This is a genomic window from Desulfogranum japonicum DSM 18378 (assembly GCF_000429945.1).
Classification (GTDB): Bacteria; Desulfobacterota; Desulfobulbia; order Desulfobulbales; family Desulfobulbaceae; genus Desulfogranum; species Desulfogranum japonicum.
In genome coordinates this window covers 74,205-90,888 of sequence record NZ_AUCV01000008.1, presented here as the reverse complement: position 1 = coordinate 90,888, position 16,684 = coordinate 74,205, and the positions used below count along the sequence as shown (strand labels likewise).

16 protein-coding genes are annotated in these 16,684 nt (G+C 46.1%); 10 read left to right on the top strand and 6 right to left on the bottom strand.

Features of this window, described 5'->3' with window-relative positions; genetic code table 11:
- Nucleotides 1–338: 338 nt before the first annotated feature.
- The 6 genes from G493_RS0107025 to rpmB form a co-directional block, all read right to left on the bottom strand.
- The gene (locus G493_RS0107025; protein WP_028579802.1) at nucleotides 339–2,045 is read right to left on the bottom strand and encodes a nickel-dependent hydrogenase large subunit; all 1,707 of its coding nucleotides are present in this window, start codon (nucleotides 2,043–2,045) and stop codon (nucleotides 339–341) included.
- An 11-nt stretch (nucleotides 2,046–2,056) separates the two neighbouring features.
- A complete protein-coding gene (gene hybB / locus G493_RS28240; protein ID WP_205623647.1) occupies nucleotides 2,057–3,205 on the bottom strand; it encodes a Ni/Fe-hydrogenase cytochrome b subunit in 1,149 nt (382 codons plus the stop codon).
- A complete protein-coding gene (gene hybA, locus G493_RS0107015; RefSeq protein ID WP_051309093.1) occupies nucleotides 3,198–4,193 on the bottom strand; it encodes a hydrogenase 2 operon protein HybA in 996 nt (331 codons plus the stop codon). The genes hybB and hybA overlap by 8 nt, the downstream gene beginning before the upstream one ends.
- Complete coding sequence (locus tag G493_RS28235) at nucleotides 4,174–5,301, bottom strand: hydrogenase small subunit (RefSeq protein ID WP_051309092.1); 1,128 nt, start codon at nucleotides 5,299–5,301, stop codon at nucleotides 4,174–4,176. Before G493_RS28235 ends, hybA begins: the two co-directional genes overlap by 20 nt.
- 1,387 nt (nucleotides 5,302–6,688) lie before the next feature.
- Nucleotides 6,689–6,943 (bottom strand): hypothetical protein, encoded by a 255-nt coding sequence (locus G493_RS0106995; protein ID WP_028579798.1) that lies wholly within the window; start codon nucleotides 6,941–6,943, stop codon nucleotides 6,689–6,691.
- A gap of 76 nt (nucleotides 6,944–7,019) precedes the next feature.
- Nucleotides 7,020–7,214 (bottom strand): 50S ribosomal protein L28, encoded by a 195-nt coding sequence (rpmB, locus tag G493_RS0106990; RefSeq protein WP_028579797.1) that lies wholly within the window; start codon nucleotides 7,212–7,214, stop codon nucleotides 7,020–7,022.
- Nucleotides 7,215–8,040: 826 nt separating this feature from the next.
- On the opposite strand from rpmB, the gene G493_RS28230 reads away from it, so the two are divergent.
- From G493_RS28230 to G493_RS0106925, 10 genes are all read left to right on the top strand, one after another.
- Nucleotides 8,041–8,856, top strand: a complete 816-nt coding sequence (locus G493_RS28230; RefSeq protein ID WP_161629804.1) for a class I SAM-dependent methyltransferase — start codon at nucleotides 8,041–8,043, stop codon at nucleotides 8,854–8,856.
- A 232-nt stretch (nucleotides 8,857–9,088) separates the two neighbouring features.
- Nucleotides 9,089–9,661 (top strand): tetratricopeptide repeat protein, encoded by a 573-nt coding sequence (locus G493_RS31900; protein ID WP_161629803.1) that lies wholly within the window; start codon nucleotides 9,089–9,091, stop codon nucleotides 9,659–9,661.
- Nucleotides 9,662–10,341: 680 nt separating this feature from the next.
- Entirely contained in the window at nucleotides 10,342–12,042 is a 1,701-nt protein-coding gene (ilvB, locus tag G493_RS0106960) for a biosynthetic-type acetolactate synthase large subunit (RefSeq protein WP_028579796.1), read from the top strand.
- A 214-nt stretch (nucleotides 12,043–12,256) separates the two neighbouring features.
- The gene (gene ilvN / locus G493_RS0106955) at nucleotides 12,257–12,742 is read left to right on the top strand and encodes an acetolactate synthase small subunit (protein WP_028579795.1); all 486 of its coding nucleotides are present in this window, start codon (nucleotides 12,257–12,259) and stop codon (nucleotides 12,740–12,742) included.
- Between the two features lie 24 nt (nucleotides 12,743–12,766).
- Nucleotides 12,767–13,411, top strand: a complete 645-nt coding sequence (locus G493_RS0106950; protein WP_028579794.1) for a phosphatidylserine decarboxylase family protein — start codon at nucleotides 12,767–12,769, stop codon at nucleotides 13,409–13,411.
- Between the two features lie 60 nt (nucleotides 13,412–13,471).
- Nucleotides 13,472–14,257, top strand: coding sequence for a CDP-diacylglycerol--serine O-phosphatidyltransferase (gene pssA, locus G493_RS28220; protein WP_035273867.1), 786 nt, complete (start codon nucleotides 13,472–13,474; stop codon nucleotides 14,255–14,257).
- A 3-nt stretch (nucleotides 14,258–14,260) separates the two neighbouring features.
- Nucleotides 14,261–14,872 (top strand): 16S rRNA (guanine(966)-N(2))-methyltransferase RsmD, encoded by a 612-nt coding sequence (rsmD, locus tag G493_RS28215; RefSeq protein ID WP_084813466.1) that lies wholly within the window; start codon nucleotides 14,261–14,263, stop codon nucleotides 14,870–14,872.
- Nucleotides 14,844–15,377, top strand: coding sequence for a pantetheine-phosphate adenylyltransferase (gene coaD, locus G493_RS0106935; RefSeq protein WP_051309088.1), 534 nt, complete (start codon nucleotides 14,844–14,846; stop codon nucleotides 15,375–15,377). The genes rsmD and coaD overlap by 29 nt, the downstream gene beginning before the upstream one ends.
- Nucleotides 15,377–15,823 (top strand): ubiquinol-cytochrome c reductase iron-sulfur subunit, encoded by a 447-nt coding sequence (locus G493_RS31895; RefSeq protein WP_028579792.1) that lies wholly within the window; start codon nucleotides 15,377–15,379, stop codon nucleotides 15,821–15,823. The genes coaD and G493_RS31895 overlap by 1 nt, the downstream gene beginning before the upstream one ends.
- Nucleotides 15,820–16,683 carry a cytochrome b N-terminal domain-containing protein gene (locus tag G493_RS0106925; RefSeq protein WP_028579791.1) on the top strand — a complete coding sequence of 288 codons (864 nt, stop codon included), beginning with the start codon at nucleotides 15,820–15,822 and terminating at the stop codon, nucleotides 16,681–16,683. The genes G493_RS31895 and G493_RS0106925 overlap by 4 nt, the downstream gene beginning before the upstream one ends.
- The last annotated feature ends 1 nt before the right edge of the window (nucleotide 16,684 follow it).

Below are 16,684 nucleotides of genomic sequence, written 5' to 3'. Positions count from 1 at the left end.
AAAAAAGAGTTTCACATGTACATATGAGAAAAATACTGAGAAAAGATTCGTTCCGAAAAAACTCTACATGACAAATGTTTCGTAGTTTATCACGCATCTTAAGAGTTATTTACGAGGTAATATATCTTTCTACAAATGCTTTTTCACTTTGCACAATATTTCCACATTTCGTGTCTATCAAGTGGAAGAGATATGTGACAACCCTTAGGGTCGCGGAAAATACTACTGATACTCCCCACAAAAAAGCAGCCGCTCCGGTTGCCCGGAACGGCTGCTCAAGTACCTGCGCCGCGATCAGGATATCGCGACTATATATAAATACGACCTAAACTGTTCGATTAGGCAAGTACTTTCATGGAAGAGAGCTTTCTCCCCTGGGGATTGACCATATGAATTGCACAAGCCATGCAAGGGTCAAAAGAATGAATGGTTCTCAAAACTTCCAGAGGTCTCTCCGGATCAACTACCGGATTACCGATTAAACATCGCTCATAGTAACCAGGTTCATCATTTGCACCGCGAGGACAGGATAACCAGGTTGATGGAACAACGGCCTGGTAGTTTCTGATTTTACCACTCTCAATAACAACCCAATGGGAAAGAGTACCACGTGGAGCCTCATGAATTCCAACTCCTCGTTGCTCACCTTCTGGAAAATGTGGAGCATTAAAGGTGGTAAAATCACCACTGTTGATATTATTGATCAATTTATCCCACTGATCTGCCATGGCATCCTGTACGACGGCGGCACGAATACAACGAGAGATATGACGTCCCATGGTGGAAGGCAGGATATCGATACCAACCTGACTACTACCAAGAGCTGCCATCTGATCAAAGATAGCCCGGCTATATTTCAACGCCGGCTCAAATCTGGCGGCATGCATTGCCAGCACAGAAGCAACTGGGCCAACTTCCGCTGGCTCATTGAGGAAAGAAGGTGATTTAACCCAGGAGTAAGCCCCTTTGGTTTCGCCTGCAGCGTACTTTGGCTCTGTCTCTTCAACGTATGGATGACGATTCCAATCACCATTGTAAAAAGAATGCTTGATGCTCTCTTTTACATTATCCTCAAAATAAGGATCTTGAGAAGAACTGATCCGGCGGAAGGTGCTCAGGTCATCGCCTTTGATATACCCACCAGGCATCGCAAAAGTCATGCCTTTGGGATCAAGAGGCATTTCAGGTACGGAAAGATAGGTACCGTTGCCTTTCCCATAGCTGCACCACTCCGGATAGCTGGCGCCAAGGGTTGCAGCATCCACCATATATACCTGATGGACAAAATCCCGTACTTCATCCATCAATGTTTTAATGTAGTACAGTTTTTCCAGGGTCAGAGTTGCAGGGCTGTCCAGATTGATAGGGTTGGCAACACCACCAACTGCAAGATTCTGAATATGAGGAGTCTTGGAGCCAAGAATAGTTACGATTTTATTGAGTTTGCGCTGAAACTCCAAAGCCTGAAAATAGTGTACAGCGGCCACCAGGTTCACATCAGGATCAAGGGTCATGGCTGGATGCCCCCAATATCCTGAAGAAAAAGGTCCGAGCTGACCTGAGCCGATCAGCTTTTTCAATTTTTCCTGGACCTGCTTAAACTCCTGATAACTATTTCGTTTCCAGGGAGAGAGTTTCTGAGCCAGCTGTGATGCTGATTTGGGATCTGCCTTCAATGCAGCAGAGGCAATATCAACCCAGTCAACGGCTGAAAGCACATAAAAATGAATGATATTATCAGCAAGACAATGGGCGCCGACAATCATATTTCTTATATATTGGGCATTGAGAGGAACTTCGAGTTCCAACGCGTTCTCAACCGCACGTACAGATGCCATAGCGTGAACAGTGGTGCAAACACCACATATACGCTGTACAATTATCCAAGCCTCTCGAGGATCCCTGCCTTTAAGAATGGTCTCAATACCACGCCACATGGTACCCACAGACCGGGCATCCTGCACCTCGTTGCCTTCAATCTCGCATTCGATGCGCAGATGGCCCTCAATACGGGTAATCGGATCGATAACAATTTGTTCAGACATGATGTGTCTCCTTAACTATTTGATGCAGTGTGCTCGTGACTGCTGAATACCGGAAAAATTTTAACAAACAGAGTATATGCAGCGATTTCAAAGGCGATCAATCCGTAGGTGATCATCTGTTCACCAATGGATGGAAAATATTTCCACCCTGTGCCGGGATCAAAACCGATGATATAGGTATTGAAACGGAACAGAGAGCCACCGATTAAAATACACACTGCGGCAATAAACAGGAGCCGTGGACTGGTTCGATTGTTTGGATATGCCAAAATTATCAGACCAGTGAGAAGCATCAGGTTTTCGAGCAGGAACATATTTCCAAGGAAGGTTCCAGAGAATGCCAATGCCATTTCACCACGCATAAATACATTCTGGAATCTGATGATAAGATAGAAGCCAATCACCCAAACCATAATGCGGGCAATCTTGGACAGCATCGGGGTCTCATCACCGAGCTTATAGACCCTGGAGGAAATACTTGCCTCAAACACGACAATGGCAAACCCCATAAACACTGCTGTGAGCAAAAAGAGGAGTGGCAGTGCCTGAGTATGCCAGAGAGGAGAAAGCTTAAATCCTGCCATAAGCATCATGGTCCCCAGAGAGGACTGATGCATGGTCGGCAACAGCACACCCATGGCAATGAGGATAAAAATCACCTTGTTGAGTCGTTCACCAAACTTGGTCAGCTTATATTTTTCAACGAAAGCAGGGGTAAACTCAAGCCACAGGACAAAGATGTAGGTACCGATACACATGGCAACCTCAAACATGACGCTGTGATAATTCATCTGCCAGGGTAAGTACAGATTATAGACATTGAGATACCGCCCGATATCAAGAAATACCGAAACACCTGCCAACGTGTAACCAAACATGGAAGCAAGTAAGGCAGGGCGTACCAAAGGATGGAACTCACCGCGATTGAGTATATACACCAGCAGCGCCATAACATACCCGCCACAGGCAAAAGCGGTCCCGACAACGACATCGTACGCAATCCAAATTCCCCAGGGGAACCCGTCATTCATATTGGAGATGGATCCAATACCAAAAATCAATCGTTTAACTGCGTAAAATCCGGCTATGCCAACAATTATCAGACAAATGACAAAGGTTGGTGTAATAATTCTGCCACCAAGCGGCTTCGCATCACTCATGATCACCTCCTTGTTGCTGGTCATGGCCCTCAGCCTCTTCCGACTTTTTATTCTTCTTCACCATGACCACCAAGCCGGCTAATACTACCAGAGGATACACCATACCCTTATAAATGGCGTATTGGATACCACTGGCCATGGAGACAAAACTCTCCTTGGGGAAAGCTGGTAAGCCAAATTCCTTATATGGCATTGCGGACATGTACATCACCTGCGTTCCACCGAGCTCTTCCAAACCATACACGTGACGAATGTAGTGTGGAGCAGCGAAAGAATGGGTCTCCCCTGAATCAATAGATCCAACAGGATACTCATAGGCTTTCCCGGGCTTCATCTGTAATCTACGCCGACTCTCCTCAATCAGCGATTCAACAGGACCAAAAAGGGATGCACCGGTAGGGCATACGGAACAGCAGGCAGAAATACCACCCTTCTCTATCAAATGTGAACACAGTTGACATTTGACAATCTCTGGATACATATCATCCCATTCAAATTTGGGAATGTTATATGGACAGGCTACCTGGCAATAACGGCAACCAATACAGGCATTTTTATTATACTCAACAATACCGGTCTCTTCGTCTTTGGTCAGAGCGGAAACCGGACATGCGGTGACACAGGAAGGGTCTATGCAATGCAGACACTGCCGTTTAATAAACGCATATCCATCGGAGGGAGAATCTTTGACCTCACCCGTACCCACGCTGGCTTTTTTGATCACATTGAGGGTGGATGCAGAAAGATCCTGGGGATTATCCCAGGTTCCTGGATTATTCACTGGTTCAGGATTCTTATCATTAGCCTTCTTACAGGCCGCCATACAGGCATTACACCCGACACATAATGTTGAATCGTACAATATGCCGACAGCTCCAGGAGGCAGAGCCTGCACTGTGCGCGCGTTGGCTATCCCTGCTCCAGATGCGGAAGCAAGGGCCAGGCTCCCAACAGCTCCTTTAATGAACTCACGCCTTTTCATTTTCATCTGTTTTCTCCTTACCGCCTAATTTTGCAGCAAATACAGCACCTGCACCAAGGGCAGCACCACCAAACCCAGCCATGAGGGCAGCGGTTTCAGCAGTAACGCCTTCACCTCGCTCAACGGTTATAGGAGCATGGCTTGCGGCTGGTGTGGCAGTGTGGAGGACAGGACTGGTATTGAACTGCGGCATATTAAAGCCGACACCCTGCTCGGTACAGCCGTAGCAAGGGTGGCCGGTTCCAACTGGCCAGCAGCCGGAGCCTGCATCACCAAATTGTGATGTTGAGCAGTTGGCATAGGTAACGGGTCCTTTGCAACCCAAATAGTAGAGGCAATGTCCATTGCGATGCCCTTCGTCACCAAACTGACGGGCAAACCGGCCATTATCAAAATGAGGTCGACGTTCACAATGTTCATGAATCAGGCGGCCATAAGCAAATTTTGGACGGTTCTTATCATCCAAAGTAGGCATCTTCTTGAATGTGAGAAAATGAATAATGGTGGAAAGCAGATTGTATGGATTGGGAGGACATCCAGGGATTGAAATAACCTGTTTTTCCGGCAGAACTTCCTGAACACCAACACACCCTGTTGGATTTGGGTCCATGGCTGCAACTCCGCCCCAGCTTGCACAGGAGCCGACAGAGATCACAGCACCCGCATGGGAACCTATTTCACGTACTGTATCTGCAAAATTTTTCCCTGCTATACGGCAATAAATTCCACTCTCTTTAAGCGGAACAGCACCTTCAACAACCAGAATGAATTTGCCATAATTTTGTTCAACGGCGTGATGCAAAGCAGCTTCTGCCTGTTCACCGGCACCTGCTGCTAAAGTCTCATGAAAATCCAGGGAAATGAGATCAAATATCAATTTTTCAATACTTGGATGCTCAGACCGCAGCAGCGACATACTACACCCGGTGCACTCTGATCCATGGAGCCAAACCACGGGCGGGCGATCATCAGCTGTAATTGCTTGAGCTATCTTTGGTGCTACAGCTTCGGGCAGTGCCATACCAGCAGCTAGAGCTGAGCAGAATTTCATAAAATCTCTTCGTGACACTCCTCCGAGACGCTGTCGAACTTGTTCAAATTGGTTTTCTTTCATAAACCCTCCTTGTGATTACGGCATGGACCTTACAACCTTTTGTTGGCCTGAAATCAAGACTGCAAGCTCCGCCGGCTTGAACATTGTTCAGACCACATATTGTGCCGGAGACATTCGGCGTTGCCAGAATAACCAAGTAGCTTAGTTACGCTGAGAGGAATCCCTGCCTGTTCACAGTACAGCTGCCTACCAACCTCTCAAGGTTATAGTTTGCACAACATGCACTGCAACAACATAGCATTATATCTTCATCAACAACCGAAACGGCATGCATCTCTTGAGCAGAACGATACGGAAGCACACAAAAAAACCATTTATTTTCGGGACATAACTGCGAAACTGATGTGCATCGCATTGCTCAAGATGAATATCACCGCATCTATCTCGATAATAATTGCGCACGACAATAGCGCAATTTGCACAATTTGCACACGTTTTAATATTATTTTGACATTTTTTCTTGACGAACAGTCAGGCAGGCTTAAGACAATTTTCTTCGCAGTAAAATAAAGCATGTCTTTTCAGGATATTAGCAGCAAGACTTATTTGGGCAGACAAAGTGTACCAACGCAAATCACGGAGCCTCCTCTCACCCCATGCACAACAGGCACAAAACCGCAGCAAGGATCCGACTAAGGGTCGCGGAAAATAATACATATCCAGAAATTGCGTAGGATATCGGCTTGGCAAGGTCGTCACGTCAACGATTCCATACTGGCCGCATTGAGTCATTAACGCGATGACGTTACCGAGTTGAGAGACGAGCAAGATTGAATAATGTATTTTTTTGTAGCCCTACATATCAGCACAGCGTCAACGGGTATACAGAATTGCAGACTGGCACGAATACAATAATTTCCTGATAACTTTTACAGCGCAGGAATAACCATATCCATGACAGGAGGGAAAAACACTAAGAGAGAGAACAGCAGAAAAAAAGCAAGTTACAGTTCTTTTCAGGAATAAACAGCGAGCATTGCACCACAACCCAGCTACCACACACTTCTCAGGATTTTTTACACACCAGCTGGATTTTCAATACTATTGTTTCTGTCCAACAGAACTTGAAAACAGTGTGTTTTCAGCAAAACCCAGAATCTGCCATTTCACAGCAGCTGCAGCCCCACATCTATTACAGAATTCAACAGGGAAAAATCCAGATAGCGGCACCTTTTAGATGAACACCCAGAAAACGGGTACAGACGAGACAAACCGAAGAGAGGGAAAACTATGAAAAAGACAAGGCATTCCATAGCATAAGAAGACTCCTGCACAGAGACAGGAAACATGAATTAAATCAAGGAGAAACCGAGCAACTCCACCCAGCAACAGCCAGTACTACTGATATAAAAAAAAAGGTGACAGAAATTCCGCCACCTTTTTATACTCATATATCCAATGCCCAATCCGGTATACGCTGAAGAATGTAATCCGTCACTTTCTGCTGCGCTTCAGCGTCTTTTTTATCAACTCCGGCATCTCGCATAACTTCTTCGTAATCAAACCAACATATTTCTTTATCGTCGTAATTATATACAGTCAAAATACGATGGTCAGGGCGATGTACATCTTCCTCCTCCTGAATAGCAGCAACAATTTTCCCAGCAGCCTCAGGGGACAGAAACTGAACCTCTTCGCTCATTGCTCACCTCTTTTACAAGTTGAATGAACGTATAAAAACATATCAAGACACCACGTTGACAAATATTACCGGGATATTATGCAGGCTTTACAACCGCACCGGAACGGATACAACGGGTGCACACATTCATGCGTACTGTTCTTCCGCCAGCATCAACGGTTCTGACGCGCTGCAGGTTTGGCAACCAGCGACGTCTGGTTTTATTATGGGCATGGCTGACGTTATTGCCAGTCGCTGGACCTTTGCCACAAATTTCACATTTACGTGCCATTGTATTATCTCCTCAGACAGACATTTTTTTTCACAAGCTATCTTTTCTACCTAAAACAAACTATAAATGCAAGCATTTTCATTACCCACTCTGTCTGAAATTTCTTTTTAAAAAGTTACAAGGGGATACCCTAAAGACATGTATCTGATGCCTTGAAAAAAATCAAGACACCTCATGGAATCAAGGGTCGCGGAAAATAATAGATATCCAAAAATAAGGTAGGATATCGGCGTGGTAACGTCATTGCGTCAATGGTTCCATACTGGCTGTATTGAGCCATTGACGCGACGACGTTATCAAGTTGAGAGACAAGCAAGATTGGACACTTTACGGTGTCATAGCTGCGGGCCTTGTTCACTGATTTCGATTGTCTTCAAATACTTCGCGAATTTTATTTGAAACGTTTTTGGGAGCATTCAGAAATTTATCGACCAAGCGATCATCGGTACAACCGGAACCGTTCAGAGCCTTCTTCTTCGCAACGAATTCCTGTCTTAATGCCTTCCACTCCCCCCCCCACCAGAGCAGGAGGACTATCCTGAAAGGAAAAAATTACCACATAATCGACCGACAGATTCAAGTGTTTCAAGGAATTACGACATTTTTGACTCGGATCCGTCAGAATTAGTTCACCTGCCAGCGTGGTTTAAGGTAAAAAAACTGCCGAACATTTTTATACTGTATTATCATAGCACCGCGCTCTCTCACATTGCCTGCTATACCTGTATAAAAAACTTCCATGACAGTATACGCTTCATACAATCCTTCAATATTCTATCGCAATCCTTGTGTATAATAATAAACAATGACGCCCCACGAACAACTGTTGAACATACTTCGTCCCTCTCTCTCTGAGACTGCGTTATCTTTGATTCCACGTAGTTATGATATAGTCGGAGATATTCTCATTACAGACCTTAGCTCTCAGACAGATATGGGTAAAATCCTGATCGGCAATGCATATCTTGATAGTATGCAGAAGATACGCATTGTGGCTTCTCTGGCCGGACAATGCGAAGGTATATATCGCACGAAACCACTCCAGATCATTGCCGGCAGAGGCACCTTGGATACCATTCACCGTGAGAATGACGTTGATCTCCGGGTAAACCCATCTACCGTCTATTTTTCACCACGGATGGGGCCGGAACGTTTACGTATAAGCCAACTGATCAATCCTGGAGAAAAGATCGCGGTCCTTTGCTCTGGTATTGCCCCCCTCCCCCTTGTGATAGCAAAAAATAGTGAGGTAGACTCTATTGTGGGCATTGAAATAAATCCTCATGCACACGCACTGGCAAAAGAGAACCTCATCCTGAATAAAATGAATCACAAAATAACTCTCATCTGCGGCGATGCGACAAATGTCCCAGGCCAAGAAAGCCTGTCCTGTGATCGAGTTGTCACCATGCTCCCCACAGATCACAACAAGCTACTCATCTCCGCCATACGCATGCTTCGTGCAGGAGGTATTCTCCATCATTACGCCATGGTTCATCGAAACAATCACAGCGATATTATAGCAGCCATTCTGGCAAAATGCGCCCAGGCAGGCCGGACAGCTCACAACCTGGAGTATCATAAATGTGGTCACTGTGCGCCAAGAACGTATCGATTCTGTTTCACCGCTAACATTGGATAACGATCACTTACAACGATGATACCAAAGGGTTATGCCTGACGGGAATCTGCTCCCATCAAAAATACATCTTTATATAGAGACAAACATCATCACCAAGGTGCCTGGCACTGTTGACAGTGACTTTCTGTTTCATTTGCATGCCGCATACCAATATGGTATGAGAACACCCTGTGGTAGCCCCCAGCTGCCCAAAGTATTCATTCCCACATTCCTTGTTAGTCAGGAGAATACCATGGCCTCCCATCAAAAAATGGTCAGACATCAAACATTGTACCTCAGCATAGCAATTGCTCTGCTTGCAGGGTTCCTTCTTGGCGTCGGCTATAGTTCGTATAGACTTCCGGCAATCAACGAGCAACAAAGCCAGCAGACAAACCAGCTCGCGGCTGTTATCGAACAACTCCAAACCGCTACTCAAAGCAACCCCCAGGATGGGCAGGCGTGGGTACAACTGGGTCACGCCTATTTTGATGACAATCAGTTCAACAACGCCATTAAAAGCTATCAAGAAGCCCTGAAAATTCTTCCAGGTCAGGTGGATGTCATGACTGACATGGGTATAATGTATCGACGCAACGGACAGCCGCAGAAAGCCATTGAAACTTTTGATGCTGTCATTGCCATGGATTCCAACCATCAACAGGCGCGTTTTAACAAAGGCGTCGTCTTGCTTTCAGACATGCACAATAAGGAAGCAGCTCTTGAGACTTGGAAAGAACTGCTTGCAATCAACCCGTTGGCAGCAACGCCCTCCGGAGAAATGCTTTCAGATCTCGTCGACCGAATGGAAAAAGAAGGTCAATAAATATTCCTGCAATCTCATCCCGATTTTTTCCAATCATCGTATCACGTATTATCAGCTTCGCGAGGTAAAACTGGCTCTCGAAGCTGATTCCGTAGCACATGATGTGAAAGAGCTGGTTTCCTGCTTGACAGCCTATTTTATCATTTATATATTTCTTGGTTGCGTTCACTCCATAGTGTAGGATCAACGAGGCAGTGCCCATCCAGAAACGGTCTTTTTGCTCTTTCCTTTTTGCGTTATACGCACAATATTTACTTTGGAAAAACACGTATAATGGTAAACCAGCCAGAGGGTGAAATCATCTTCTTGTGCGGTACAAGGCAGACAATTTTTTCTGGTCAGTTATATGATGCAAACCCATCAGAGAGAGGGATGGGAGCATCTGACGACCTACAAATGGAAACCTGAGAAGGATTATATAATTCGTATATCGCAACATTTGCCTGCACAGGTGCGCACGTCTATTTCATCGAAGATGATGATGTACAATCTTAAGAATGTATGCCCGAGAAACGTAATCACGCCCCCCTGTTGTTTTTACAACATATAGCGCGAACACTTTCACAGGATAAGGCGGCCATGCTCATGCAGGAAGAACATATACTGATGCACAAAAAATGAGAATCGTTCGAGCAACGACCCACCCGAAAACCCCGAAAGGGAGATAGAGAGGACATGCAATGAGTACAATGGTAGGCTCCCAGGCAATTATCCGCTGCTTGAAAGAAGAGGGTGTTGACATAATTTTTGGGTACCCGGGTGGTGCTGTCATTGAGCTATACGATGAGCTCTGCAAAACAGACATCAAACACATCTTGGTCAGACATGAACAAGGTGCGGTCCACGCTGCCGATGGCTATGCCAGAGCAACCGGCAAGGTGGGTGTTGCTGTCCTCACTTCCGGTCCAGGCGCTACCAACGGTGTTACAGCTATTGCCACCGCGTATTGCGATTCCATCCCGCTGGTCGTATTGACTGGGCAGGTTCCCCGTGCACTCATCGGGAATGACGCGTTTCAGGAAGTTGATATTGTAGGTATAACCAGACCATGTACCAAACATAATTACCTTGTAAACGACCCTGAACAACTTGTTCCCACCCTCAGAGAGGCGTTCTACATTGCTGCTTCCGGGCGTCCGGGGCCTGTTCTGATTGATCTGCCTAAAGACGTCATTGCCTCCTTTATTGCTTATCCCGAGCAGAAAGAAACCAGAATGCAGACCTACCAGCCCAATGTAAAACCACATCCTGGACAAATTGAAAAGGCCTGCAAGGCACTGCTTCAATCGCAAAAGCCAGTCCTGTACGTTGGCGGTGGAGTTATTCTTTCCGATGCCCATGAAGAATTGACCCATCTTGCTCGCACACTCAATATTCCCGTTACAATGACCCTGATGGGACTGGGCGGGTTTCCGGGAACGGATTCACTTTCTCTTGGTATGCTCGGCATGCATGGAACATATGCAGCCAACATGGCGGTTGCCAAAAGTGACCTCCTCATCGCCGTAGGCTCCAGGTTTGATGACCGTGTAACCGGCAAGCTGGATGCCTTTGCTCCCGATGCAAAAATTATCCATATAGATATTGACCCCACCTCCATCAGTAAAAACGTGGATGTTGATGTTCCCATTGTAGCTGACTGCAAACTGGCTCTGCAGGCCATAAACGCATGCTTAGAAGCCAACCCTTCATTTTCTCCACAAGAGATTGCCTCCCGACATAATGCCTGGGTGGAGCAGGTAAATGAGTGGGAGAACAAACACCCCCTCGCCTACCAGGAAGAAGGTGATATCATCAAACCCCAGTACGTTATTGAAAAAATTAATGAACTGACAAGGGGGGACGCCCTCATCACTACAGAGGTAGGGCAAAATCAAATGTGGACGGCCCAATTTTACAAGTTTAACCAGCCTCGCCGTTTCCTCACATCAGGAGGATTGGGAACCATGGGGTATGGGCTCCCTGCGGCCATCGGGGCAAAACTGGCCTATCCGCAACTGGACGTTATAGATATCGCCGGTGATGGTTCCATTCAGATGAATATTCAGGAGTTGGCAACAGCTAAACAATGGGGAGCCAATGTAAAGGTAGCTATTTTGAACAACAACTACCTGGGCATGGTGCGTCAATGGCAGGAACTTTTCTATAATCGACATTACGCCTCAACGGTCATGGAACACACGCCGGATTTTGTTGCCCTTGCTCAAGCATACGGAGCTGTAGGATTACGCGCAAAAACTAAAGACGAAGTGGAACCTGTCATCAAAGAAGCCCTTGCCACCGACAATGTCGTGATTATGGATTTTGCCATAAGCCGGGAAGAAGGCGTTTTTCCCATGGTGCCGGCGGGCAAAGCTACTACAGAGATGCTCCTCGTATAAGGGGCACGGAAAAAATAAATTATCCGATCTTGCTTGTCTCTCAACTCGGTAACGTCGTCGCGTCAATGGCTCAATACAACCAGTATGGAACCATTAACGCGACGACGTTACCAAACCGATATCCTACGCAATTTTTGGATATCTATTATTTTCCGCGACCCTACATTACATGGTTGCAGTGTCTGGCAAGTCTATCAAATAAGGATTACGTATGATGAAACATACCCTATCGGTTCTTCTGCAAAACAAACCCGGAGCACTTTCCCGGGTTACAGGATTATTCAGCGGTCGCTGCTTCAACATTGAAAGCCTCTGTGTGGCTGAAACCATGGATCCATCAATTTCTTGTCTCACCCTTGTGACACGCGGGGAAGAAAGTGTGATTGAGCAGGTTATGAAACAGTTGCACAAGCTCATTGATGTGGTCAAAGTCACAGATATCTGCGAAAACGAATATGTTGAGCGTGAAATGGTGCTTATCCGGGTTAAAGCAGATGCAGGCACCAGAGCTGAAGTTTTACGGATTATTGATATTTTCCGAGGCAAAGTGGTCGACGTTAGCGCCAACTCCTATGCCGTTGAGGTAACAGGGTCGGAATCCAAGATCAAAGCCGTCATAGATATATTAAAACCACTTGGGATTAAGGAAATTATCCGCACAGGCACCATTGCCATGGCACGGGCACCCAAAAACAGATAATCCCCTTAAACTATGAGCGTTCACATGGAACAACCACATATTCCGGTTCATAAAGAGGGCTTACCCTTTATTGGACTTTTTGCATTCACATCTCTGATTTTTGCCCTGGTGGGTTGCTCTGCCATGGCGCTCCTTGCCCTGGCATCGACCTTTTTTGCCACCTACTTTTTTCGCGATCCCAGCAGAATTGTTCCTGATAAACAGGGTGGTATCATCAGTCCGGCTGATGGCAAAGTCATTCGTATTGAGGAAGTGGACGACAACCGCTTCCTCAATCAAAAAGTACAAAAAATATCCATCTTCATGAATGTGTTCAATGTGCATGTGAACAGACTTCCTGTACGCGGTACCATAGAAGCCGTTCATCTCCAGCCGGGCAGATTTTATGCGGCAGACAAGGACAAGGCTGTTTTGCACAATGAATATTGTGCTATGATAGTACAAAGTGAAGGTAACGTCCGCTATTGTGTAGTACAGATTGCAGGACTTATTGCCCGTCGAATCGTCTGTTTTGCCAGGCCTGGTGACACACTTGAATCCGGACAGCGCTATGGCCTGATTCGATTTGGATCCAGGGTTGACCTCTACCTGCCAGAGACAAGTGAAATTACCGTCAAGGTGGGACAAAAAGTGAAAGCCGGCGAAACAATCCTGGGAAGCATTGGCTAAAATGCAATCCAGTGCTTCAACTAGACATCGCACCATGATTATTTAACGAGAAACGCAGCTATGCATACAGATGAATCTGATCAATCTCTTGAGAGCGGTCAATCCAACAAATTTTATCCACTTCCCTGCCTGATTACCTGTGCAAGCCTCTTTAGCGGCTTTTATTCCATTGTGGCCTCTTTTAACGGTCATTTTTTTGCAGCCGCCGTGGCCATTTTAATAGCAGGGGTTTTTGACTGCCTTGACGGACGAGTTGCCCGAATGACCAATTCCACTTCCCAATTCGGGATGGAACTCGACTCTCTATGCGATATGGTCTCCTTCGGTGTTGCACCGGCTGTCCTTGCTTATCTCTGGGCATTGACACCTTATGGTAGATATGGTTGGCTCGCAGCCTTTTTATACGTTGCAACAACGGCCCTTCGGCTGGCCAGATTCAATTCCCAGACAGACGACCTCCCTGGTCATGACTTTGTTGGGCTTCCCTGCCCTGCTGCAGCAGGCATGATTGCCACGGCTGTAATGTTCAGTCGCTTTCTGGGCGCAACAGATACAGTCAAACACGTTTCACTTCTGCTGCTGGTCTATCTTCTATCCTATCTCATGGTTTCAACTCATCGCTATCTGAGCTTCAAACAGACCAATATAGGCAAGGAACGAAAATTTCAATTGATCGTTGCCATGCTGTTGCTGTTTATCCTATTGGCCACTGAACCACCCATTACATTGTTTTTTGCCACCCTGTTTTACATTCTCCATGGTCCGATCATGGCATTCAAAGATTTCATTTCCCACAGAAAAAAGAAGAGGCAAAAACGCATTTCCCATAAAAGTAACGAAATGTAGAACGTGCGTATTACAGGAGGTCAGTGTAGGGGACGCAAGCTTGCCACCCCGAAAAACTTGTCCCACATTCGTCCTACCAGTGATCGAGTCAGGGAAGCAATATTTAATATAGTAGGTTCTAAAGTAGAGGGAGCTGGCGTGTTGGATTGTTTTGCCGGGACCGGTGCTTTGGGGATAGAAGCCCTCAGCCGGGGTGCAGATTTCGCCATTTTCATAGATCAGTCCCGCAAATCATTGGAACTCATTACTCAAAATCTACTTACATGCTTTAAGCAGCCACGGGCAAAATGTATTCAGCACAGTCTTAACGACAAAATAAAAGTCAAAAGTCTGTGCAAACATCTTCCACCGGGAATATCCTTTGATCTTATCTTCATGGACCCTCCATATGGAATGGAATTGGTCCTCCCAGCTCTTTCACTGATTGAACAGGGAAATCTATTGGCAGACAAGGGAATAATACTGGTAGAAGAACATCGGGAGGTACAACTTCCTGCAACAACCTCACAAATGCGGCTGGTTGACCAACGCGTATACGGAGAAACCGGCATATGGCTATATACTGCCGTAGCTTCAATAAATAATTATGCCTACAGAAAACCCCAAGAGCCTTAATTTGGCTCACCAACAAGCAGCGAGGCCATCCATAGCAGTCTACCCAGGAACCTTTGACCCGATCACAAACGGACATTTGGATATCATTAAACGTGCCATGTGTCTGTTTGACAAAGTGATAGTGGTTATTGCAGTCAACCCAAACAAAGCCCCGCTTTTTTCTCTGGAGAATCGCATTGCATTTATACAGCAATGTTTTGATTCTGTTGATGATCGGCTCCAGGTCAGTTTTACAGAAGGCCTTATTGTCGATTTTGCCCTGCGACACAAAGCAGGTACCATTATCAGGGGCTTGCGGGCGCTATCTGACTTTGACTATGAGTTTCAACTGGCATTGATGAATCGTCGCCTGGAACGAAAAGTAGAAACCATATTTTTAATGACTGGATTCCGCTGGATTTACATCAGCTCAACCAGTATCAAAGAAGCTGCAAAATGTGGCGGTAACATCGCAGGGTTGGTACCCGACCACGTTGCAAAAGCTCTGAAGGAAAAGTTTGCCTGATGTCCGGAAAGACACTACCACACTCTTCTGCAAAATCTCGAAGAGCTCTTCTAAAACGTTTATTTGGCTGGTCAGTCAGCGGTGCCTTGCTAGCCCTGCTTTACCCGTTCTTTCGCTTTACCCGTTACCAGCCAAAGCCAAAACCCAGATATGTGACAGTTCCCGGCCCTCTGCCTCTCAGTGGTTATCGCCAGGAAAAAGATTTTATTCTTTTTGCGAACCAAAAGGGTACGCATGCGGTTTCAAGGACATGTACCCATTTGGGGTGCCGGGTTAATTATCTTGAAGATAAGGAATACATTGAATGCCCCTGTCACCAAAGCAGGTTCTCACAAAGTGGTGAAAGGCTTGCCGGCCCGGCTGAGCGTAATCTGCCTATCTACAAGGTTGAGGTTCAGAACAACGACAACGGAAAAGCACAGGCCTATGTGGTAGAACTGGTATGAATAGGTTTCCAGACCTGCTACGTTACGTTAAACAGCTCCTGCTAAATAACCGCTGGGGCGGCCAGACTTTGATCAGCCTGTACATCTCACTGATATCGGGAATCCTGCTTGCCATACAGTATGATGCACACTCTCCATATTATTCTACGGCAACTATAGAACTCATCGCTCCTTTTGGAAGATTCTGGAGAGCTTTGCATTATTACTCTAGCCAGGCGTTTTTTTTGCTGCTCCTGGGCCATATAGTCGTTGTTCTCTGGAAAAAAGAAGAAATGCTTCCCCGCGCCAGCTGGATCAGGCTTTGCGCATCTTTCCCCATAGCAGTACTTCTACTCTTTACCGGATACGTACTACGGGGAGATGCCACAGGCGAGGCAGCTGGCCTGATAGCAGAAAATATATGCCTTTCCATTCCCGTTGTCGGCACCTGGCTCAATGACCTACTATTCGATATAACAGAAAGCGGTGTACGGAAAGTCTACCTGCACCATCTTATAGGATTCGTGGCTTTGGGAGCTTTTTCCCTTTGGCCACACCTTCGGCGTTATCCCGCTTTCTGGCGTAATCACAGTGTTCTTGTGCTGGCTATTTTAGCTATTTCTGTTTTTCTCAAAACACCAATGGAGCCTGAACGTTTTGGACTTCTCCATATTGCAGGTCCCTGGTTTTTTCTTGGTCTTCAAGAGTTGCTCCGCTATCTCTCGACCTTTGTTGCCGGAGTAATCGCCCCCTGTATTCCAGTCGTTCTGCTGTTCTTTCTCCCCCAGAAAACAGAAAAAAGGCAATGGGCGTACATCTTTCTTGCCCTCTGGCTCATCGCCTATTGCATATTGACCTGGATCAGCTACCAGAGAATTTGAG

Excerpts from the sequence above, each read along its gene's own strand:
- G493_RS0107025 (WP_028579802.1), bottom strand. The coding sequence starts at position 2,045 with ATGTCTGAACAAATTGTTATCGATCCGATTACCCGTATTGAGGGCCAT.
- hybB (WP_205623647.1), bottom strand. The coding sequence starts at position 3,205 with ATGAGTGATGCGAAGCCGCTTGGTGGCAGAATTATTACACCAACCTTT.
- hybA (WP_051309093.1), bottom strand. The coding sequence starts at position 4,193 with ATGAAAATGAAAAGGCGTGAGTTCATTAAAGGAGCTGTTGGGAGCCTG.
- G493_RS28235 (WP_051309092.1), bottom strand. The coding sequence starts at position 5,301 with ATGAAAGAAAACCAATTTGAACAAGTTCGACAGCGTCTCGGAGGAGTG.
- G493_RS0106995 (WP_028579798.1), bottom strand. The coding sequence starts at position 6,943 with ATGAGCGAAGAGGTTCAGTTTCTGTCCCCTGAGGCTGCTGGGAAAATT.
- rpmB (WP_028579797.1), bottom strand. The coding sequence starts at position 7,214 with ATGGCACGTAAATGTGAAATTTGTGGCAAAGGTCCAGCGACTGGCAAT.
- G493_RS31900 (WP_161629803.1), top strand. The coding sequence starts at position 9,089 with ATGGCCTCCCATCAAAAAATGGTCAGACATCAAACATTGTACCTCAGC.
- ilvB (WP_028579796.1), top strand. The coding sequence starts at position 10,342 with ATGAGTACAATGGTAGGCTCCCAGGCAATTATCCGCTGCTTGAAAGAA.
- ilvN (WP_028579795.1), top strand. The coding sequence starts at position 12,257 with ATGAAACATACCCTATCGGTTCTTCTGCAAAACAAACCCGGAGCACTT.
- G493_RS0106950 (WP_028579794.1), top strand. The coding sequence starts at position 12,767 with ATGGAACAACCACATATTCCGGTTCATAAAGAGGGCTTACCCTTTATT.
- pssA (WP_035273867.1), top strand. The coding sequence starts at position 13,472 with ATGCATACAGATGAATCTGATCAATCTCTTGAGAGCGGTCAATCCAAC.
- coaD (WP_051309088.1), top strand. The coding sequence starts at position 14,844 with ATGCCTACAGAAAACCCCAAGAGCCTTAATTTGGCTCACCAACAAGCA.
- G493_RS31895 (WP_028579792.1), top strand. The coding sequence starts at position 15,377 with ATGTCCGGAAAGACACTACCACACTCTTCTGCAAAATCTCGAAGAGCT.
- G493_RS0106925 (WP_028579791.1), top strand. The coding sequence starts at position 15,820 with ATGAATAGGTTTCCAGACCTGCTACGTTACGTTAAACAGCTCCTGCTA.